The sequence below is a fragment of the Mangrovibacterium sp. genome, from assembly GCF_059905295.1.
Map to the genome: position 1 here is coordinate 26,007 of NZ_JBZQJF010000225.1, position 21,680 is coordinate 47,686.

17 protein-coding genes are annotated in these 21,680 nt (G+C 38.4%); 12 read left to right on the forward strand and 5 right to left on the reverse strand.

Annotated features, from left to right (window positions below; translation table 11 throughout):
* Positions 1–6: 6 nt before the first annotated feature.
* Both AC37HE_RS11795 and AC37HE_RS11800 read right to left on the reverse strand, forming a co-directional pair.
* The gene (locus tag AC37HE_RS11795) at positions 7–1,053 is read right to left on the reverse strand and encodes a DUF6340 family protein (protein WP_500783048.1); all 1,047 of its coding nucleotides are present in this window, start codon (positions 1,051–1,053) and stop codon (positions 7–9) included.
* Between the two features lie 52 nt (positions 1,054–1,105).
* Complete coding sequence (locus AC37HE_RS11800) at positions 1,106–3,172, reverse strand: hypothetical protein (protein ID WP_500783049.1); 2,067 nt, start codon at positions 3,170–3,172, stop codon at positions 1,106–1,108.
* 183 nt (positions 3,173–3,355) lie between these two features.
* Here AC37HE_RS11800 and AC37HE_RS11805 point away from each other — a divergent pair, with 183 nt between their 5' ends.
* Complete coding sequence (locus AC37HE_RS11805; protein ID WP_500783050.1) at positions 3,356–6,226, forward strand: TolB family protein; 2,871 nt, start codon at positions 3,356–3,358, stop codon at positions 6,224–6,226.
* Here the strand turns inward: AC37HE_RS11805 and AC37HE_RS11810 are convergent.
* Positions 6,197–7,420: a metallophosphoesterase gene (locus AC37HE_RS11810; protein WP_500783051.1), complete on the reverse strand. Its 1,224-nt coding sequence runs from the start codon at positions 7,418–7,420 to the stop codon at positions 6,197–6,199. The genes AC37HE_RS11805 and AC37HE_RS11810 overlap by 30 nt on opposite strands.
* A gap of 777 nt (positions 7,421–8,197) precedes the next feature.
* Between AC37HE_RS11810 and AC37HE_RS11815 the strand changes: the two genes are divergently transcribed.
* From AC37HE_RS11815 to AC37HE_RS11860, 10 genes are all read left to right on the forward strand, one after another.
* Positions 8,198–8,641: a helix-turn-helix domain-containing protein gene (locus AC37HE_RS11815; RefSeq protein WP_500783052.1), complete on the forward strand. Its 444-nt coding sequence runs from the start codon at positions 8,198–8,200 to the stop codon at positions 8,639–8,641.
* 37 nt (positions 8,642–8,678) lie between these two features.
* A complete protein-coding gene (locus AC37HE_RS11820) occupies positions 8,679–9,458 on the forward strand; it encodes a dihydroorotate dehydrogenase electron transfer subunit (RefSeq protein WP_500783053.1) in 780 nt (259 codons plus the stop codon).
* Positions 9,446–10,357: a dihydroorotate dehydrogenase gene (locus tag AC37HE_RS11825; RefSeq protein ID WP_500783054.1), complete on the forward strand. Its 912-nt coding sequence runs from the start codon at positions 9,446–9,448 to the stop codon at positions 10,355–10,357. The genes AC37HE_RS11820 and AC37HE_RS11825 overlap by 13 nt, the downstream gene beginning before the upstream one ends.
* A 20-nt stretch (positions 10,358–10,377) precedes the next feature.
* Positions 10,378–11,682: a serine hydrolase domain-containing protein gene (locus tag AC37HE_RS11830; protein WP_500783055.1), complete on the forward strand. Its 1,305-nt coding sequence runs from the start codon at positions 10,378–10,380 to the stop codon at positions 11,680–11,682.
* A gap of 79 nt (positions 11,683–11,761) precedes the next feature.
* Positions 11,762–12,220, forward strand: coding sequence for a hypothetical protein (locus tag AC37HE_RS11835; protein WP_500783056.1), 459 nt, complete (start codon positions 11,762–11,764; stop codon positions 12,218–12,220).
* 177 nt (positions 12,221–12,397) lie between these two features.
* A complete protein-coding gene (locus tag AC37HE_RS11840; protein WP_500783057.1) occupies positions 12,398–13,693 on the forward strand; it encodes a dihydrolipoamide acetyltransferase family protein in 1,296 nt (431 codons plus the stop codon).
* Positions 13,694–13,700: 7 nt separating this feature from the next.
* Entirely contained in the window at positions 13,701–15,746 is a 2,046-nt protein-coding gene (locus tag AC37HE_RS11845; RefSeq protein WP_500783058.1) for an alpha-ketoacid dehydrogenase subunit alpha/beta, read from the forward strand.
* An 11-nt stretch (positions 15,747–15,757) separates the two neighbouring features.
* Positions 15,758–16,267: a flavodoxin gene (locus tag AC37HE_RS11850; RefSeq protein WP_500783059.1), complete on the forward strand. Its 510-nt coding sequence runs from the start codon at positions 15,758–15,760 to the stop codon at positions 16,265–16,267.
* Positions 16,268–16,419: 152 nt separating this feature from the next.
* A complete protein-coding gene (locus tag AC37HE_RS11855) occupies positions 16,420–16,890 on the forward strand; it encodes a methylglyoxal synthase (protein WP_500783060.1) in 471 nt (156 codons plus the stop codon).
* A gap of 57 nt (positions 16,891–16,947) precedes the next feature.
* Positions 16,948–17,166 carry a hypothetical protein gene (locus AC37HE_RS11860; protein ID WP_500783061.1) on the forward strand — a complete coding sequence of 73 codons (219 nt, stop codon included), beginning with the start codon at positions 16,948–16,950 and terminating at the stop codon, positions 17,164–17,166.
* Between the two features lie 273 nt (positions 17,167–17,439).
* Here AC37HE_RS11860 and AC37HE_RS11865 read toward each other — a convergent pair whose 3' ends face one another.
* Positions 17,440–18,627, reverse strand: a complete 1,188-nt coding sequence (locus tag AC37HE_RS11865; protein WP_500783062.1) for a tetratricopeptide repeat protein — start codon at positions 18,625–18,627, stop codon at positions 17,440–17,442.
* A gap of 73 nt (positions 18,628–18,700) precedes the next feature.
* Positions 18,701–21,199: a DNA gyrase subunit A gene (gene gyrA, locus AC37HE_RS11870; RefSeq protein WP_500783063.1), complete on the reverse strand. Its 2,499-nt coding sequence runs from the start codon at positions 21,197–21,199 to the stop codon at positions 18,701–18,703.
* Between the two features lie 279 nt (positions 21,200–21,478).
* On the opposite strand from gyrA, the gene AC37HE_RS11875 reads away from it, so the two are divergent.
* The coding region (locus tag AC37HE_RS11875) for a Clp protease N-terminal domain-containing protein (protein WP_500783064.1) at positions 21,479–21,680 on the forward strand (202 nt) is incomplete at its 3' end.

The following is a 21,680-nucleotide window of genomic DNA, read 5'->3' on the forward strand; positions in this document are numbered from 1 at the left end:
TATTATTTAATGATTGAATTGCTCAAGTATACTCTGACGTTTCTTTAGTGTCAGCAGATAGTTTTGAGTTTGTTGCATGTATTTGGTGTAATACGATTTATTGGCCCATTCAATTGCTAAATCAATATCACCCAACATTTCCGATGCCAAAGCTAAATTGAACTCAGCTTTGGCTTTTACCGATTTCTTCGTCGATTTGGTATACTGAAGCCAATAATCATAGGCCTCCTGCCACTTATTATCATTGGCTAACAAGTTAATTTGACCAGGATCCGACTTATTGATTACAAAAAATATCCGATCCTCCTTCACCCAATTGGGCGAGAGTTTATCATCCAGATCCAGAGCAGCCTGGACACCGGTTTGGATCAAACATTCTTTGATCAAGGGTAACTGGTCAAAAATCTTTTCAGTTGAATATCCTCCATCTCTCCATGAAATTGTATCATCAACAACCAACTGCCTGATAATTTCCTGCTTAGCTGGATCGTAAACCTTTACAACAACATCATATTTCGAATCAATGCTTGCTGATGCATAACTAGCATCACCATTCGAACCATTAAAAACGTTATACCCAGTCATTATTTTGTTGTAGTAGCGTTCAATAACCAGTAGTGCGTCCGTGTTAAATTCTTGGCATAACGATGAAACTTCGTCCCAATCCAATTTGTCCGGAACCAGGTAAAACTTTTTATGACGCTCTAAAAAGCGCTCTTCCGGAATTACCACATCATAGCGACCCGATTCATAAAGTAACTCACCAAGAGCTTTTAAAGTCGTATCGGCAGCAACGCTATCAAGTACTACGCTGTTAAAGTCAAAGCCGCGACTGAAAAAAAACTGCTGTAAACTATCCTTATTAAAATTTTGAAAATCGCTGGTAATAGCCCGATTCATCAAGGTTAAACTGTGTATATCTTCCGGTAGCATATGTGATGCTGGTTTAGCAGTCTCTATAACCAACGATTTGTAGGAAGAAGCACATGAACTAAGAGCTAGTATCAGAACCAATAGTCCCAGTTGCAGCTTGTTGTGTTTCAATAAATTCATAAACTTCGAATTAGTAATCGAACCTGAAAGTTAGAAAATCTTCAATAGATGTTTAATACGATCCCCAATATTTTCTCAAAAACCATTCCATACAAAGTAGAATTATGATTAAAAGTGCAAGCCACTTTAGTTGAATGAGCTCTTTCAAAATTAAACGCTTAAGTCTTTGAGTATTCAGATGGTCATCTGCTTTGAGTTTCTGAATGATCTGATCCAATTTATCGGCAGTGGCAAATTTACCACCAGTGGTTTTTGAAATCTGATATAGGGTATTGAAATTAGCTTGTAAATTTGTTTGTTCAAGTTGTATTTTATCAACTCTGAAAGAGCCATTTTCCACGAGCTGTTTTCCTCCATAATTTACAATTGACTCCAAAGAATAATTGCCAACCGGAAGTTTTCCAACATTCAAGTGATAACCTCTTTCTGTTTTATCGAAGGTATAATCATAAATGGTGCCGTTATCAGCCGTAAGCTTTAAACTAACATCTGGAGTGTTTAATGGCTCGTAATTTTCATCTAATAATTCTGCATCTAATGTAATTTCTTGATCCTCAGTATATTTTTGCTGATAGTAAATGTTGAAATTATCTTCATTAGGCTTTAAAATCAGATAGTTAATTAACTTGAGAAAAAGGTTATCAAAAACTTCATCCGAGCTGTTTTGCAAGAAATCATAAATACGCCATTTCCAGATTCCTTCTCCTGCAATCAGTGCTGTTTTAGTTCCATCGACACGTCCCAAACAAATTAAAGGTCGTATCAGATCAATCTGCTGTACTCGTTGGTAAGCCAATGTTTGCCAGTTTCCGGTTAATTCGACGTTCGCAAAAGGAACATGCAAAGGTGGCCAGCTTTCTATCTCGCTCACCCAATAGTCTTCTAACTGAAAGAAGTCGAAATTCTCGTTGACAGCCGCTGAAGCGTATTCTGTATTTTTGACTTCATCGAACCGGAATCCGGGCAACAAATTATTCAATCGGGAATAATCTGTTTGTTGTCCGGTCAACCACAATATTGGTCTGCTGGAGTGCTTTAATTTCTCAATTAACGCGCTATTCGCACTGCTTTTGTCCGGAAGCTGATTCAAAATCACCAAATCAAAATCAGCTGGATTAATTTTTTCAGAGTTACTTGTAACAAGCTTAAAGCTGTAACTTTTTTGTGGACTTATTATACGAATTAAGGCTGCATTATCGGGATTAGAACCATTGGAAACAATCAGAATCTGTTGTTTTTGGTTAACTACTCGAATGGAAAAATTATAGCGATTGTTCTTGGAGTTCTGTTCTTCGTCAAATTGGCTTATTTCAACCCGATAGTTTACGATACCGGCTTTCTCTGCTTTTACCTGAAATTGCTCTTGCTGAAAAAAATCAGCATTGTCAATAGCTATTTGTCTTTGCTCCACCAATTTATTCCCCTCCCAAATCTTCAATTCTGACTGTTTATGAGATAGATTATTGAAGGAAAGATCGATCTCGACCGGGAAATAATTGCCAAGAAATGCTGTTTGATTGTGTTTAACTTTCAAGATCGCAGCATCTATCTGTTGAGTAGTATCTCCAATCCCAATCGTATAAACCGGGTAGTTTACCATTCGACTTGTATATACCGGATCAACCCCAGAATTGAAAATTCCATCTCCAAAAACGAGCATAGCTGAAACCGATGAAGGAAGGTACGTATTTTGAATGGTATGGAACAAATCACTATAATTTGATCGAGCTTCACTATTGGTGATTTCATCGCTTTTTTTGGTCGTTTGTCCAAAAGTCCATTGTTCCACTCTGACGTTTTTCAATTCCTGCTTCGTCCTATTTACAGCATCTTCGCAAGCTTTGCGGTAACTTAAAACAGATTCTGAATTATCGGCAGCTATTATGATAAGAGGTTGTTTCTTATAAGACTGATAAAGCTGGATTGCTGGAATCAACAAGAGGATGACCATCAAGGTTAAAGCAAACGATCTAAGAATTGCTAATATACTCCGTTGCACCCTACTATAGAAACTACGCTCAGTTTGGGATCGATAGGTAAACCAAGCCAGAGATACGACCAAAACAAGAGCTGGTAGCAAGAAAAGTAAAGCGTTCGATTGTTCGAAATAAATTTTCAATGAGAATATCTGTTTAGAATTACTCAAATATAAGTCTAAGCAGTCAAAATCAATAACTCAAGTATCGATTATTATGTGATTTTTTGGACGAAACAAGTTCATGCCATACTTCTTCAATAGGTTTACACACCAAAGGGTATTATTTTTAATTATATTCAAGGCTAAAAAAATGATGTGGCTTTTATGAAGAGATTGAAATTCAGCTTGGTCCTTATATTGATCCTTTTCATGGTCAATTCAGCCTATTCCCAGTATTTTTCAACGGGAGCAGATCCGGCAAATATTAAATGGTCTCAGATAAACACTACGAATTTTCAATTAATATTCCCAGAGGAGTATGAGTCTAAAGCACAGCGATTTGCTGCAATCTTGGAAGAAGTATATAAGTTTGGTTACCAATCGCTAGGTAAAGCGCCTCGAAAAATATCGGTGATCATGCACACGCATACGGTTAGTTCAAACGGTATGGTTGCCTGGACTCCTAAGCGAATGGAATTATACCCAACTCCACATCAAAAAATTTATGCGCAGGATTGGTTGGAGGAATTGGCAATTCACGAGTTTCGACATGTTGTTCAGATGGATAAAATAGAGACTGAACTTCCATTTATATTTAAACTTTTATTCGGCGAACAGGCCGCCGCTGCTACTGTTGCAGCCTATGTGCCATTCTGGCTTTTGGAGGGAGATGCTGTTATTTCGGAGACAGTACTGAGCAATACCGGGCGGGGACGTAATCCCTATTTTCTGATGGAGAACAAAGCCCAGCTGATGGAGAAAGGTTTGTATAGTTACGATAAAGCAACTTTGGGATCGTACAAAAATTTTGTGCCAAATCGTTACAAGTTTGGATGGTGGATGCTTGGAGGAATTCGTGCAAAATACGGAGATAAAATATGGGCTGATATTTTGGACAACGTTGCCAATAAACCTTTATCAATCAATCCTGTAAATAAAATACTAAAGCAAGAAACCGGTAAAACAAAGGAGAACTTGTACCTTGAACTCTTCTCTGATTATCAGGAATCCTGGAATAAAGAACTTGAAAAGCAAGCAACTACAATTCCTGAAAATTTGACTTCTGCCCCTAAAATCTATACCAATTATCTATATCCTCAAGTAACAGCACATGGTGATATCATTGCGTATAAACAAAGTCGAGATGATATCGGACGAATTGTGGATCTAATAGATGGACAAGAAGTAGTCCTTTTTACACCAGGAACAATGTTGGAAGAATCTTTTTCGGCAATAGATGGAAAAGTAATCTGGTCGGAGCGAAGAGCGCATGTGCGCTGGGATCATGCAGATCGATCAGTTATTATTTTATTGGATCCGTCAATCCCTCGAAAGCAAGAATTCAAATATGATGACAACCTTTTTGCTCCAAGAATATCCCCAACGGGGAATCGATTTGCCGCAGTCCGTGTAAATACAACGAATGACTACAGCCTTGGTGTCTATAATCTGAATGATGGGACGCTGATTCGAAGTTATAAACTTGACAGCAACGATTTCATTTTTAGTCCTTGTTGGGATTCGGATGCCAAGCAGATTTTTTGCATTGGCATGTCAGAGCACGGTAAATACATTGCTGCTATCGATCTTCAAAGTGGTGAAGTTTCTCGCTTAACAGAGCCTTCATACTTCGATATTCGTAATCTTACTTATTATGATCATTCATTAATCTACACATCAGCAGAATCAGGGGTAGACAATATATGGCAACTGGATTTGAATTCGAAAATAAGCACTCAAAAAACAAGTGTTGCGTTTGGAGCTGATTACGGATCTTGTGACGGAAAATTCTTGTACTTCAGTAATTATACAGCTGATGGTTATCAGCTGGCAAAACTCCCGGTTGAAAAATGGCTGGATGAGGCAAGCACCGGAAAACGAATGATATCTAACAAGTTAGCTGATTCACTTTCAAAGCAGGAGGGGAAGGTGCTCAATTTTTCAAACTTAGTTGATTCCTCATTCCAGATAAAACCTTATCGGAAACTGACTCATCTTTTCAATTTTCACAGTTGGGCTCCGGTTTATATCAATACGACAGCCTATGAGGTGAGACCCGGAGTTTCATTCTTTTCTCAAAATAAATTGGGAACATCAACTGCAAATCTGGGCTACGATTATGATTGGACAGAACGAGCTGGTAAATATCGGGCGAGCTTCGAATATTCAGGATTGTTTCCGGTTATAAGGGCTGAGGTTAACTATGGTAAACGAAAATCGACTTATGGTGTCATTCAGCAGAATGGAGATACAATTTATCACCCTTTTTCATGGAATGAGTTGTCTTACGAATTAGCTGCTAAATTGCCATTAACCTTCAGCAGTGGAAAATATGTGCAGTTTCTCCAGCCGCAAATTGAATATGCTCGAACCCAATTGAGTCATGATGCAACAACACCGGATGAATTTTACCATGGGTTTTATCATGGGATAACCTATCAGCTGTATTTTCAAAATGTACTTCGGCGGGCCGAACTGGATGTGGCGCCGCGTTGGGGCCAGGCGGTCGATTTCGTCTTTAAACAAAATCCGACCGGAGGTACTAAAGTCGGAGATTTGAAAGCTGTTCAAACTTATCTTTACTTTCCCGGAATCCTGAAAAATCAAGCCATTCGCATTTACAATGGTTACCAGGAAAAGCTGACAGATAAAAGCTTGTCATTCTCAGATGTCGTTCGCTTTCCACGAGGAATTCAGCGAATCAGTAATACGCGACTTTATACTTTTACAGCCGACTATATGCTTCCTTTGGCATATCCGGATTTTAGCTTTGGACGCTTTTTTTATCTGAAACGCTTAAGAGCATCACTATTTTACGACTTCTCTTCACTTAAAGGAAAAACCTATAATGAAGATAATTCTGTGCACAGCATTTATGAGAAGTATTTAAGCTCATTTGGTGTTGAAATGACGGGTGATGGACATTTTTTGCGCTTGCCGGCTCCGTTGTCAATCGGCATTCGTTCAATTTATTTACCAGATTTTAGAGAGATGCGATTTGAATTATTATTCTCGATAAGTTTCGACAGTATTTGATCGCAGTGTTATTACCGTAATTTCAGGGTTCATATCAATTCTTCCCGGAAATCCAATACATCCATAACCTTGATTCACATATAGGTACTGATCTTTATTCCGGTACAGCCCGGCCCATAAAGGTTGAATCAGATACATCGGACTAAAAGTAATTCCGCCGATTTTGACGCCAAATTGACCACCATGTGTATGTCCTGAAAGAGTTAGAGGAATTGTCGTTTTCGTTCGAACTTCGTCTTCCCAATGAGCAGGATCGTGGGACAGCAAAATGCGAAAGGCAGAATCGGGGACATTATGCATAGCAAGCCCCAAATCGGCATATTGAGGAAATGGTTTGTGCCCCCAGTTCTCGACTCCAACAATGTACAACGAAGTATCCTTTATTGTCACTTTTGCCGATTGATTTTGCAACAGATTAAAACCAGCTGCTTTGATCTTTTCGGCGATTTCCTGGTGATTTTCGACTTTATCTTTTTGGCTTTTCCAATCCGAGTAGTCACCATAGTCGTGGTTTCCCCAGATTGCAAATTTGCCATATTTGGCTTTCATCCTATTTAAAGCATCTTCAAAACCAATCATTTCCTGGTAATAGTTATTCACCATATCTCCGGTAAATACCAATATATCAGGCTTAATTTTATTAATGGTTTGAGCTGTTTTCTCCAAAAATTCATCGTTAGAGAAACTCCCTAAGTGTAAATCCGAAATTTGGACGAGCTTCAGTTGGTCTAGTTCTGTCGGTAGTCCTTGCAGTCTTATTTCTTCGTGATTAACCTGAAGTGTCTCTCGACCAATACTAATGCCATAGGCTATACTCATAAGCATTCCGAAGCTGATCACAATTCCAGCCAATAAAATTGTCTGGTGAAAAACTTTCAGATGTAGCAGTTTGAATGGGAAAGCAATGATTGTCCCTACAGCGATCAAGGCTTTAGGGAATAAGTTCATGACTGAGATTGTAATAACGAAATAGAAAAAATCATAATTGGCAGCTTGACGAATTTTCTCCGGATTCAAAAAGGCCGTAAGCCAGACCGAGATGAATGCTGCAGAGACAGCCCAAAAAATAATCGATACAATTCTCTTCAATCTCTTGCCAGAGACAAGTTGAATAATTCCGAGGTAGGATAATAACTCGATGAGCAAAATGATCAAGAAAAAAACAATCACGCCAGAAGCAGGAATTCCTCGCATAGCATTTTTCTTTTGGTTGAAACTCAAATTTATAAATCTTACGGTAGAAAACACTCCCATGTACCAATCTTCTCTGGAATAATATAGAAGCAGTCGACTGTTTGTCGATGAATTTTTGAATAAATAGCCTGTATATCAACGCATAATATTGAGTTGTTCGTCTTTTTAAGGCCTTTAGAGTTGAATAAATCAATCTGTATGATCCATTGTACATGAATATTACTCAATTTTTGAGTTGACAGCACAAAAACAGTTTTCAGAATTAATTTCCCCGAATTATCCAATGAAATTCAAAAAGTTTACAATTTATTTCTGTGAATTCACAAAACAGAATAGTATTGACATTTCAGAATTCACAAAAACAAATCGATATGATTTACAAAAGTAGTAGGTATTTAGGCACTAATACCCAAATATTAGAGTGGGGGAGTTGACATATTTTAATCCCTACAATAGGGCATTTGTGTTGGGTATAAACGGGTATTGTACATTTAAAATCAGCGTATTACATAGATTATATAAAATCGATTGTAACTGAATAGTGTTATAATCCCCATGGCATAGTTAATTATAGCTTTATTTGGTATTAATATTTTGAATATTAGAGTTTTATTGACTTTAACGAAAGTTGTTTGTGGTCGTTTTAAGGACTATTCAAACAAATTCAAATTGAAAATACTCGATTTGAGTTACAAATATAAATCGCAAGTATTCACTTTTGTATTCTTTGAATTCAAATATTTACTTTATATTTGTAAATAGTTTAAATTGACATTTATGAATAGTCGCATACGGCAGTTTATGGATCATAAAGGGCTTAGTTCTTCCGAACTAGCTGATTCAATCGGAGTACAACGGTCAAATGTTACCCACGTTTTACAAGGTCGTAATAAACCGGGGTTTTTATTCATTAGTAAACTTTTGGAGACTTACCCCGACATCAACGCCAAATGGCTTATTACCGGCGATGGTAATATGCTGATTGGGGAGACTAAAGAACCAGTGAACTTGTTTAACTCTACGCCTAAAGACGAAGAAATCCCTTTCGTTAAAGAGCAAGAAGAGCCCAAAGCTGAGGAACAGGTACCTGAACTTATCAACATCGAGGTTAAAGAACAAGAAGTTGCAGATGTAATCAAAGCTTCCGGCGATAAGGTTATCGAGCGTATTGTCGTGTTCTACACCGATCAAACTTTTAAACAATACCTACCGTCGAAGTAAATTTTCTCCTATATTTGCGAGCAAATTGAATTTTGGAATGAAAAAAACTGTTCAGGAGCTATTGCTCGTAGAGAATCAACAGCTAAATCACGATAATTTTCGCCTAGTACTTCAGTCTGAAAATGAGTTACCTTCAATTTTCCCTGGTCAATTTGTAAATGTTGAAATCAAAAAGGCAACTGAGATCTTTCTGAGAAGACCTTTTTCAATATTGGATGTTGACAAGGAAAAGAAGCAATTTTCATTGTTGGTTAAAATTCTTGGACGAGGTTCAAAAGTATTGACAACATACCAGGCAGGCGACAAAATTAGTGTCATTTATCCCTTAGGTAATGGCTTTACAATGCCACAGGCCGATGATAAAATTTTATTGATCGGTGGTGGAAGTGGTGTTGCTCCTATGCTTTACCTTTCGAAAGTATGCGGATTAAAACCGGAGCAAGTTCATGTGCTGTTAGGTGCCCGAAGCTCCCAGGATCATGTCGATGTAAGTGCCTATAGATCAAATGGAAATTTATATTTCACAACAGAAGATGGAAGCCTGGGCGAAAAAGGATTTGTCACTAATCACCCGGTATACAAAAGTGAATTGGCCACTTTTAGCAAAGTTTACACATGTGGACCTAACCCAATGATGAAAGCAGTTGCTAAAGATGCTGCTGCTGCAGAGGTATTTTGTGAAGTGTCCCTGGAAAATACCATGGCTTGTGGCTTTGGTGTTTGTCTTTGTTGCGTAGAAAAAACAACTTCCGGACACAAATGTGTTTGTACCGATGGTCCTGTATTCAATATTAAAGATTTGACATGGCAGATTTAAGCGTAAAAATAAAAGACCTTTACTTTAAGAACCCTGTTTTAACTGCATCCGGAACATGTGGTTTTGGGCAGGAAATTGCCGATTTTGTGGACTTAACGAAGCTCGGCGGTGTTGTTATGAAGGGTACAACACTCAATCCACGCGAAGGTAATGACTACCCCAGGATGGCAGAAACGCCTTCAGGAATGTTAAATGCAGTCGGTTTGCAGAACAAAGGAGTTGACAATTTTATAAAGAACATCTATCCGACGATTAAAGATGTTGATTCCAATTTTATTGTAAATGTAAATGGCTCAACAATTGAAGATTATATCGCTCTTGCCGAAAAGATTAATGAATTAGATAAAATTCCGGCAATCGAGTTAAATATCAGCTGTCCGAACGTAAAAGAAGGAGGTATGGCCTTTGGCGTAAGCTGCGCATCTGCCGAATCGGTAGTTAAAGCAGTTCGTGCTGTATATACCAAACCGATGATTGTAAAACTATCGCCGAATGTTACAAACATTGCTGAAATTGCCAAAGCAGTTGAAGGCCAGGGAGCTGATAGTGTATCGCTGGTCAATACTTTTCTGGGGATGGCAATTAATGCAGAAACACGTCGACCGGTTTTGTCAACGATTACCGGAGGACTTTCAGGTCCGGCAATTAAACCAATCGCCTTACGCATGGTTTGGCAGGTTGCTCAAGCCGTTAAAGTTCCGGTTGTTGGTATGGGAGGCATTATGAATGCGACAGATGCTATTGAGTTTATGCTTGCCGGTGCTACTGCAGTAGAGATTGGAACAGCTATTTTTATTGATCCTACGATTCCTGTACAAATTGTAGATGGAATCAATGACTATTTAGAGCGTCACAACTTTAGTTCAGTTCGTGAAATTATTGGTGGTTTACAAATGTAATCTTAATTAACTATTGTAACGTGAGGTATCTTAAGTATCTGTTTGTCATTGTAGTACTTGTATTTAGTTACAGTTCAAAAAGCTATTATGCGCATAAACAAATACCACCATATTATCAGCTCGAATTAGAAGGTCTAAATAATCGAATCACGAATGATCTATCAGATTTTTCAGGATCTGCCTACATCGAGAAGCAAATTAATCGCTTCAGAAGACACTGGGGACTTCAAGGCGTTTCACTGGCTGTCGTGAAGGATGAAAAGCTTGTTTATGCACAAGGCTTTGGTCCTGCTAATAGAATAGGAGACCAGGTACAACCAGGCTATTTGTTTCGAGTAGCCAGCGTTTCCAAGTTGCTTACAGCTGTCGCTATTATGAAATTAGTCGAGGATCACAAACTTCAACTCGATGATTGTGTTTTTGGACCTAATGGCATTATAAAGGACTCTATTTTCAATAAAGTTCGGGATAAGAAGCTCTACAAAATTACAGTCCGTAACCTGCTGTCTCATTCCGGCGGATGGACACAACGTTATGGTGATCCTGCTTTTAACTCATTAACAGTTGCTGAAAAAGTTGGTGATGAAGCACCCGCGACAATCAAATCCTATTATAAATTTATTGCTTCAAGAAGACTATCATTTTATCCCGGAACACAAAGTTCATACTCCAATATGGGGTACATGTTTTTGGAACAAGTAATTGCAACAGCTAGTGGTCAGCCTTATGAAGACTTCATTCAAGACAATATATTGATTCCAAACGGTATAACCGACATGCATATCGGCAACAGCTATGCAGCCAACAAAAGGCCGAATGAAGTCAACTATTTTGAAGTAGAAGGAAGCAGTTTGGTCCCTGAGTATAATGGATCAGGCAAAATGGTGGCCAAATCTGATGGTGGAAACCCGATTGAGTTATTGGGATCAGCAGGGGGATGGATTTGTTCTGCGATTGAGTTAGCACGCTTAGTGACCTATATTGATGATGAGCCAGGGGTCCCCGACATTTTGAAAGCTTCCTCAATAGATGAAATGACTGACAATACCTACGCCCAGGGACCGCTAGGGTGGAAAACAACTTTAAATAATGGAAGTTGGATTCGTACTGGTAGTATGGCTGGCACCTCGGCGATGATTAAACGGACAGAAGACGGATTAACATGGGTATTTATTTCGAATACAAGCAGCTGGAAAGGATCTCTTTTGTCACGGGACATTAACCAACTGATGTATCAAATTTGCCGGAGAGTTAAAGATTGGCCAGAGGAAGATTTATTTAATTACTACCCAATTCACAAACTGGAGATTGCAGCTGTTAAATAACCTTTTTAAGCTATTTTAACGTATTCTTTTTTACTTCTTTCCCGAAACTTCCTATTTTTAAAAGGAAATTTTTACGGCTATGAGGAGTGTTTGTATTATTTGCTTTTTAATCAGTATTGTTTGTGGAGCTAAGGCCCAGAACAAATATGTTTTTAAAGCTGACTCCTTGCATTACCCAATCGTTGATGAATGCCCTCCCAATCAGTACCTCAGTAAAGACATCCGGATTAAATTAGCTCAATTTAATCAAGTTTACTCGCGTCAGATTAATATGGGGGCTCCTGATTTTCAGGTTTCTACCGAAATCATAAAACCTGATTTATACTATTCTGTCCAAAAATTATCGAAGTACTTTTGTAAGTGTCTGAAAAAAGGAATAATACAAAAGCAAGAAGCAGAAAGTGAGTTCGGCAGTATTCTTGAGAAGTGCATCCTCATTGCATCCAAAGATACTACTCCATTAGAAGCTGAATTGCGAGCTACCAGCAATCCAACCGAGCTCGTCGGAATCTTTGATAAAATTGAAATTCAGAACTAAAATCTGTTCAATTTCACGGCAAAGCAATCATTCAATTTTCACATTTAATTTACGGCATAAAGCATAGAAACAATCAATGCTTTGGAAAGTCTTCTATTGCTTGAACATTTCTAAAACCTGCGTGTTTAATGTGATGAAAATTCCAGATAATAAAGTGTTAAATAAATAGATTGGAAAATGTCAGAATTTAAAATTCAGATGCCCAAGATGGGCGAAAGTGTTCAGGAAGCAACTATTACAAAGTGGTTTGTAAAAGAAGGGGACAAGGTAGAAGAAGATGATATGCTTTTCGAAATTGCGACCGAGAAAGTTGATTCCGAGATTCCTTCACCTGTTGATGGGGTAATTAAAAAAATACTTTTTGAAGTTGATTCAGTTGTTCCGGTAGGAGATCTTGTTGCAATCATCCAAATTGATGGAGAAGATGATGGCGATTCGTCAGCAAGTGAAGAAGCAGCTGCACCAGCGGAACCCAAAGAAGATAAAGTAGCCGAAGAGAGCGCCCCGGCTGATTTTAAAGAAGCAACACGTTTTTATTCTCCATTAGTGCGATCGATTGCCAAAGAAGAAAATATTTCTCTTGAAGAGTTAGAAACAATTGATGGTAGTGGAGCCAGTGGTCGTGTTCAAAAGCAAGATGTATTAGATTATTTAGAAGGTAAAGGTGCTAAAAAAGCTACTCCTGCACCAGCAGCAAAAGTTGAAACTCCGGCTGCTGCGCCTGCAAAACCTGCAGCTCCGAAATTGAACATTACTGTTGGAGCAGATGATAAGGTCGTTGAGATGGATCGCATCCGCAAGATTATCTCTGAGCGTATGGTTCAGTCAGTACAAACTGCGCCACACGTAACTTCGGTTGTTGAGATCGATGTGACAAACGTTGTGCTGTGGAGAAATAAAGTGAAAAATGAATTCCAGGAAAAATTTGGTCAAAAGTTGACATTTATGCCTGTATTTATTGAAGCAGCTGCAACAGCATTGCGTGAATTCCCAATGCTGAATTCATCGGTTGATGGCGATAAAATTATTTTGCGTGGAAAAGTAAATATTGGAGTAGCGGTTGCCAAACCGGATGGAAACTTAATTGTACCAGTCATTAAAGATGCGGATCAGAAAAACCTGGTAGGCTTAACTTCCGGAATGAATGATTTAGCGAACCGCGCCCGCACTAATAAGTTAACTCCGGATGAAATTTCAGGAGGCACATTCAGTATCAGTAATTTTGGTACTTTCAAAAACGATATTGGCACACCAATTATTAATCAACCGGAAGTTGCAATCCTGGCAACCGGAAATATCACCAAAAAACCGGCGGTTCTGGAAACTCCTGCTGGCGATGTAATCGCTATCCGTCATAAAATGTTCCTGTCTGTTTCTTACGACCACCGTATCATTGATGGTGCACTGGGTGGAGCATTCCTGAGACGTATTGCAGATCTTCTAGAACAATTCGACGTAAACCGTAAAATTTAATCCGATTATGAGTAGTATTTATCCGAAAATTTATACCATAAAGAATGTTGACAAGGAAATTCTGAAAGGCTGGTTAACGACGCTTGTTGTCGGTCGTAAGCTTGATGAAAGAGCTCCAAACTACCTCAAACAGGCTATTGGTTGGTCTTATCATGCTCCTTATGCCGGTCATGATGGAATTCAGTTTGCGATTGGACAAGTCTTTGACCGCGAAACTGACCACCTTTTTCCTTATTACCGTGATATGATGACTTGCTTCTCGGCTGGTCTGACAGCAGAAGAAATTATCCTGAATGGTATTTCTAAAGCGACCGACGTTGCAGGTGGTGGTCGTCACATGTCAAACCACTTTGCGAAGCCTGAGTGGAATATTCATAATGTATCGAGCTGTACCGGTAACCACGACTTACATGCTGTTGGTGTTGCCCGAGCCATGAAATTTTACAACCACAAAGGAGTTTCTATTACATCTCATGGAGAATCTTCGACATCTGAAGGTTATGTATATGAGGCAATTAATGGTGCTTCTCGCGAGAAATTACCCGTGATTTTCGTTTTGCAGGATAACGGCTATGGTATTTCAGTACCTAAGAATATGCAAACTGCAAACCGGAAAACAGCAAATAACTTTGCCGGATTTAAGAACCTCCGAATCATCCACTGTAACGGTAAAGATATTTTCGACTCGATGAATGCCATGACTGAGGCCAAAAAGCATGTACTGGAACATGGTGAGCCTGTTATCGTACAGGCAAACTGTGTACGTATGGAGTCACACTCAAACTCAGATCGTCACGAGTTATATCGTAGTGAAAATGAACGTAATTACACACGTGTCTACGACCCTCTGGCTAAATTCATTCGAATGCTGATTCGCTACAATCGTTTTACCCAAGAGGATATCCAGGCGATTGAGGAAGAGGCAAAGGCAATTGTCAAAGCTGCTCATAAAAAATGTATGAAAGCCCCGGATCCGGATCCTGCATCGATCTTCGATTTCGTAATGCCGGAAGCTTACAGTGCTGATAAATATCCGGACGGAACACATGATTCGGATGGTGAAAAGCTGAAATTGGTTGATGCAATCAATAAAACACTGAAAGAGGAATTCCGTGCAAACCCGGATACCTTTATTTGGGGACAGGATGTTGCCAATAAAGAAAAGGGTGGTGCTTTTAACGTTACAAAAGGAATGCAACAGGAATTTGGTGACCAGCGTGTTTTCAGTGCACCTATTGCTGAAGATTTTATTGTTGGTACTGCAAATGGCATGAGCCGTTTTAACGATAAAATTCGTCTCGTTATTGAAGGGGCTGAATTTGCCGATTATTTCTGGCCGGCCATGGAGCAATATGTGGATTCCAGCCACGATTACTGGCGTTCGAACGGTCAATTCGTTCCGAACATGACAATTCGATTAGCATCCGGTGGTTACATTGGTGGTGGTTTGTACCACTCACAAAATATAGAGGGAGCTTTAGCAACCATCCCAGGAGTGCGCATTGTTTATCCTTGTTTTGCCGACGATGCAGCCGGATTGTTACGTACAGCAATGCGATCAAAAGGTATGACTATGTTCATGGAACCTAAAGCACTCTATAATGCGCCGCAAGCTTCATCTGCCGTACCTGATGATTTTGAAGTTCCGTTTGGCAAAGCACGAATCCGTCGTCCTGGAAATGATATTACACTGATTACTTACGGTAACACACTGATTCACAGCTTAGATGCAGCAAAAATACTTGCAGATGATGGAATTGATGTAGAGGTGATTGATTTACGTTCTATTGTACCTTTGGATAAAGAGACCATTTTGGAATCGGTTAAGAAGACCAATAAAGTGATGGTTGTTCACGAAGACAAAGTATTCGCAGGATTTGGTTCAGAAGTTACTTCAACCATTATGGAAGAAGCGTTTGAATACCTGGATGCACCGGTTAAACGAGTTGGTTCAACTTATACACCGGTTGGTTTTAACCGTATTCTGGAGAAAGCAATTCTCCCAAATACAGAAAAAATCATAGCTGCCGCTAAAGAATTAATTGAATACTAAAAGAAGGAATCATGAGCAAAACAGGTATATTTTACGCCTTTCACACTAATAAAACTGCAAAAGTAAGCGAGAAAATTATCGAAGCTTTTGGAAAAGATAACCTAGGAGTAATTAATGCAGAAGAGGTTAATGAAGAAAATTTTCTGAACTTTGATAATTACATCATCGGTGTTGCAACTTGGTGGGATGGTGAACTTCCGAATTATTGGGATGAATTTGTTCCTGCAATCGAAGATCTGGATTTGTCTGGTAAGAAGTTTGCAATCTACGGTTTAGGTGATCAGAAAGGTTACCCTGAGAATTTCAATGACGGTGTTGGCATTTTCGCTGAGCTTATTGAATCTCGTGGTGGTCAAATTGTTGGATTTACTTCAACCGATGGGTACGAATTTGAATTTTCCAGAGCAGACAAGGGCAATGGTCAATTTTACGGATTGTGTGTTGACCAGGAAAACCAACCTCGCTTGACAAAGGGGCGGGTTGAAAAATGGGTTGAAACACTCAAGAAAGAGTTCAATTAGGGAGCTACATTAGATAGAATAAGAAAGGCACGGCAATAAAACCGTGCCTTTTTTGCTACCTTTCTGTTAAAGTAATCGGTACATTCTGAAAAAAAGACATGCAAGTATGATAAAAATCTAATTTTACAAACGAATCAGATTAAAAGCAGAAAATGAAAAAGAAGAAAACAATTGGACTTGTTGCACACGACAACAGGAAAAAAGATATGGTGGAGTGGGTAGCCTATAACTGGAAAGAACTCCTGTCTCATGATTTAGTTTGTACCGGGACCACAGGCCGTTTGATCAAGGAAACGATTGATCAGAAGTGTAAAATTAATGATGAAGTACCACCATTAGTTGACCGGTTAAAATCAGGACCACTTGGTGGTGATCAGCAGTTAGGATCGTTGATAAGTGAAGGAAAAGTAGATATGTTAGTTTTCTTTTGGGATCCGATGCAGGCACAGCCACATGATGTGGACGTAAAAGCCTTATTACGAATAGCTACTGTTTATAATATCCCGATTGCAATTACTCGTTCAACAGCCGATTTCATGATCTCTTCGCACTTGTTTCACGATGATTATAAGCCAATACTAAAAGATTATACCAGCTATATCAAACGTGATGTGGAAATTTAAGTGAGTATAGGTTCACATTTTCTTAAGAAAGCCATAATCAATTGGTAATCTAAAAATATGGCAGCAGGACTTAAATTTGTAAAAAACCTCGCAGCTATGGAACAAGAAAAATTACGTAAAATGATTAAGGCAATGTATCTGTTAAAAGATATCATGTCTAAAAAGAAAGATGATGACCGCGTATTTCGAAAAAGATCAAAATCGAAAGTAATTAATGATATTCAGGATATCATCAATTTGGGTTTGGAGGAATTTTATACTCTTAGAACCAATTAATGAATTCTGCAATTTTTAAAATTTAAGATTAAGCAATACAAAATGACTGTATTGCTTTTTTTATTGCTTATAATATAAGGCAACATAATTAACGTGGAATCCTTGGCTTTAACGATTTCAAATTATCTACAGTCCGAATAATTTTAATTTGCATTTGGCCCCAGAGTATTGTAGCGTTTGAAAAATAGTAATTCGATTGTCTTATAGTTGATATTATGTTGTTTTTGTGTTTTCAAAAAAAGGGAGAATAAATTTTCCCCCTTTTTAATTGAATTATTTAAGATCCTCAAGTTTCTTGTTCACTTCATCAAACTTGTCCATCATTTTCAAACGATAGTACAATTGTTTTAATGATTCCAAAGCATAAGTATCTTCTGTGTTGATTTCAGAAGCTTTTTCCATGTAAGGAATTGCTTTTTTGAATTCTTCGTCAGCTTTATTCTTTTCAACTTCGTACTGATCTGGCTTATTTGTAGGAACTGCATTCGCAACATCTAATTGCTTCACACCTTTGTTATAATAAATGGCACCTAAGTTATAGTACGCATCAAAATAATCTGGTTTAAGCTCGATCGCTTTTTCGTATGCAGCTTCTGCATCATCTGTGTTACCTAACTTATCATTTAAGGCTCCTTGTGCAAAATAGAACGATGCATTACTTGGATCTTGCTTGATCGCTAAGTCCAAATATTTCATAGCATCATCTGTTTTGTTTGCACTCATGTAAATATTGATCATCTGAACAAGAATTGAACTTGCTTCAGGATATTTTTTGAAACCTTCCTGTAAAGTTTCTAAAGCATGAACAGTATCATTTTCGTTTGTATAACAAGCAGAAATCAATTCGTAGGTACGAGAACCATTGTAATCGTATTTTGCTGCTTCTTTATAATACTTGATCGCTTTATCGTAGTTTTCAGCGTTATAAGCTGCCAAACCAGCATTAAAAATGATTACAGTATCAACTGTCGGTGGATTCTCTTGCATCAATGGCATATTTTGGACTTCCAAAATATCTTCAAAAGATTTCAGCGCTTTTGGGTAGTCGTTGTCATTGAAAGCTTTTACTGCTTGGTCTGTAAAATCATTAATCAACAAGGTTAAGTTGATTTTTACAGCGTTTCCGTTTTTACCTTTGTCATCCAATTCAAGTGCTTTTTTGTATGAATCTAAGGCTGTTTGTAACGGATCCGTAGCAAGTTTTTTATAGTTCTCGTCTTTCGACTTATAAATTGCATGATAAATCTCACCACGAACTTCCCAGGTTCTAGGCCATGGAATCGATTTTTCTGCTTTTTCGTTATTCGGATCAATAGCTTCGTTGATCGCTTCAAGAGCCTTATCTAACTTACCACTGTCCTTTAGTGTAGATGCACTGGAAACCTTTCCCTTCTGTGCATAAGACCCGGTAACAGCAGTAATAAATACGGCTAATAATAAGATTGTCTTCTTCATCATCATAGTTAATTTAAGATACTTTTTTTAGCTACAAATTTAATCTTTAATATTGTGCACGCAAATGCAATTTTATTCTTTAATCTTCATTTTCAGATATTTCCGTGCCTTCGACATCTTCAATATTGTCGTCAGTTTCTTCGAATTCAACACGGGCAACTGATGCAATTGCATCTTCGTTGCGTAAATTAATTAATCGAACTCCTTGAGTAGCTCTACCCATCACGCGAATAGCAGAAATCGGTAATCTGATCGTAATACCATGTTCAGTAATGATCATCAAGTCATTCGTATCAGTAACACTTTTGATTGCAATCAGGCTTCCTGTTTTTTCAGTCACGCTAATTGTTTTCACACCTTTACCACCGCGGTTTGTCACCCGGTAATCTTCGATGCTGGAACGTTTTCCATAGCCTTTTTCTGAAACAACCAAAACATCTTCTGATTGATTTTCTACAGAGATCATGCCAATTACTTCATCCTGCTCACTACCAAGTGTTATACCTCTTACACCTGAAGCTGTCCGTCCAATGGCACGAACCATATTTTCGTGGAAGCGAATTGCTTTTCCTGATCTGACAGCAATCATCAATTCGTGATTTCCATTTGTTAAGCGAGCTTCCAGCAATTGGTCTCCGTCGCGAACCGTAATGGCGTTGATTCCATTTTGACGAGGTCGAGAATAGGCTTCTAACGAAGTTTTCTTGATTATTCCCTTCTTCGTGCAAAGAATAATAAAGTTGTTATTAATGTATTCAGCATCATCCAAGCGTTTTACGTTGATGTATGCCAACACTTTATCATCTTGTTCGATATTTAGCAGATTCTGAATTGCACGTCCTTTACTTGTTTTTGTTCCTTCCGGAATCTCGTAAACCTTCAACCAAAAACACTTCCCTTTTTCGGTGAATAGCAACAAGGTATTGTGCATCGTTGCTATAAACAGGTGTTCCAGAAAGTCTTCATCACGCGTATTACTTCCTTTCGAACCAACACCTCCTCTACCCTGCGTTTTAAATTCAGATAGCGGAGTACGCTTAATGTAACCCAAATGCGAGATTGTAATAACCATCTCTTCATCGGCATAGAAATCTTCCGGATTAAATTCTTCTGCATTCGGCACAATTTCAGTTTTGCGTTCATCGCCGTATTGTGCTTTTACTGCATTCAATTCATCCGTAATAATTTGCATCCGAAGATCTTCATTGCTCAAAATTTCACGACAATGATCGATGAATTTCATGAGGTCTTCGTACTCCTGGTGTAATTTGTCTTGTTCCAAACCGGTTAGTTGGCGCAAACGCATTTCCACAATTGCACGAGCCTGAATTTCAGTCAGGTTGAAACGAGCGATTAAGCTTTCACGTGCTTCATCCGGTGTTTTTGATCCCCGGATAATTGCAATTACCTCATCAATATTGTCTGAGGCAATGATCAAGCCTTCTAATATATGAGCTCTTTTTTCGGCCTGTTCCAATTCGTATTGAGTACGACGAACAACCACTTCGTGGCGGTGATCGACGAAATAGTGAATCAGGTCTTTTAGGTTAAGCAACTTTGGCCGGCCATTTACCAAAGCGATGTTGTTTACACTGAACGATGTTTGCAACTGCGTAAACTTGAACAATTTGTTCAAAACGACATTCGAAATCTCATCTTTCTTAATGTCAATCACGATACGCATACCTTCCCGGTCCGATTCATCATTGACATTGGAAATACCTTCGATTTTCTTGTCGTTAACTAATTCCGCAATTTTAATGATCAACTCAGCTTTATTGACCAGGTATGGAATTTCAGTTACAATAATTCGCTCTCGGTTATTTCCATGTGTCTCAATATGGGCTTTTCCGCGAATTACAATACGTCCTCTCCCCGTTTCAAATGCTTCTTCAACACCTTTGTAACCGTAAATAATACCTCCCGTTGGAAAGTCTGGTGCCTTAATAATAGGGATTAGGTCAGCTATTTCAATGTCTTTATTGTTGATATAGGCAACAATAGCATCAATTGTATCCGATAAGTTATGAGGTGGCATATTTGTAGCCATACCTACTGCAATACCCGATGCTCCGTTTACCAATAGATTCGGAATTCGGGTTGGTAATACAGTTGGTTCATTAAGAGACTCATCAAAGTTGGGTTGAAAGTCAACCGTATTTTTTTCAATGTCACTAAGTGTTTCCTCTGCAATTTTTGCCATTCGAGCCTCTGTATAACGCATGGCTGCAGGGCTGTCTCCATCAATGGAGCCGTAGTTACCCTGACCATCGACCAGCGGATAACGTAACGACCAATCTTGAGCCATACGTACCATTGTCATGTAAACAGAAGAGTCTCCGTGCGGGTGATACTTACCAAGAACTTCACCCACGATTCTTGCAGATTTTTTATATGATCGGTTAGAAAACACACCTAACTCACTCATTCCGAATAAAACACGGCGATGCACCGGTTTTAGACCATCGCGAACATCTGGAAGAGCACGAGAAACAATCACCGACATAGAATAGTCGATGTAAGCAGTTTTCATCTGCTCTTCAATATTTATTTTAATAATTCTTTCGCCTTCAGTCATTTAATATTCCTTTCAAAGATTTTATACTTGCAAAAAAACGACTTACAAAAATAAAAAAATACTGTTAATACGGTAGGCTCTGGAGGCTTTTTCGCGGCTATTTCCAAATTAAATTTCAACAGCGGTATGTTTAAAAAATCAATAAGTCAAAATATCACCACCTAAGGCTTTTGCGTATTTTTAAAATGATAAATGTTATTTTTACGGGTAATCTGAAACAACCTTTCAGATTTAGTATTGTTACAGAAAAAAACCGTTAATTACTTTAACTTAATAGATATGGATTCTCAATTTTCTCCACGAATAAAGGACGTACTTTCCTACAGTCGCGAAGAAGCGATTCGATTAGGAAATGAACAGATTGGGTTAGAGCATATTTTCCTGGGAATTTTAAGAGATGGTGAAGGAGTTGCTATTGACATTTTAACAAGTTTAGGCGTTAATTTATCTGAGATCAAAATAGCTGTTGAAAACGAATTAA

Excerpts from the sequence above, each read along its gene's own strand:
- AC37HE_RS11835 (WP_500783056.1), top strand. The coding sequence starts at position 11,762 with ATGAGGAGTGTTTGTATTATTTGCTTTTTAATCAGTATTGTTTGTGGA.
- AC37HE_RS11855 (WP_500783060.1), top strand. The coding sequence starts at position 16,420 with ATGAAAAAGAAGAAAACAATTGGACTTGTTGCACACGACAACAGGAAA.
- gyrA (WP_500783063.1), bottom strand. The coding sequence starts at position 21,199 with ATGACTGAAGGCGAAAGAATTATTAAAATAAATATTGAAGAGCAGATG.
- AC37HE_RS11865 (WP_500783062.1), bottom strand. The coding sequence starts at position 18,627 with ATGATGATGAAGAAGACAATCTTATTATTAGCCGTATTTATTACTGCT.
- AC37HE_RS11825 (WP_500783054.1), top strand. The coding sequence starts at position 9,446 with ATGGCAGATTTAAGCGTAAAAATAAAAGACCTTTACTTTAAGAACCCT.
- AC37HE_RS11795 (WP_500783048.1), bottom strand. The coding sequence starts at position 1,053 with ATGAATTTATTGAAACACAACAAGCTGCAACTGGGACTATTGGTTCTG.
- AC37HE_RS11860 (WP_500783061.1), top strand. The coding sequence starts at position 16,948 with ATGGCAGCAGGACTTAAATTTGTAAAAAACCTCGCAGCTATGGAACAA.
- AC37HE_RS11810 (WP_500783051.1), bottom strand. The coding sequence starts at position 7,420 with ATGCGAGGAATTCCTGCTTCTGGCGTGATTGTTTTTTTCTTGATCATT.
- AC37HE_RS11815 (WP_500783052.1), top strand. The coding sequence starts at position 8,198 with ATGAATAGTCGCATACGGCAGTTTATGGATCATAAAGGGCTTAGTTCT.
- AC37HE_RS11845 (WP_500783058.1), top strand. The coding sequence starts at position 13,701 with ATGAGTAGTATTTATCCGAAAATTTATACCATAAAGAATGTTGACAAG.
- AC37HE_RS11820 (WP_500783053.1), top strand. The coding sequence starts at position 8,679 with ATGAAAAAAACTGTTCAGGAGCTATTGCTCGTAGAGAATCAACAGCTA.
- AC37HE_RS11805 (WP_500783050.1), top strand. The coding sequence starts at position 3,356 with ATGAAGAGATTGAAATTCAGCTTGGTCCTTATATTGATCCTTTTCATG.
- AC37HE_RS11840 (WP_500783057.1), top strand. The coding sequence starts at position 12,398 with ATGTCAGAATTTAAAATTCAGATGCCCAAGATGGGCGAAAGTGTTCAG.
- AC37HE_RS11850 (WP_500783059.1), top strand. The coding sequence starts at position 15,758 with ATGAGCAAAACAGGTATATTTTACGCCTTTCACACTAATAAAACTGCA.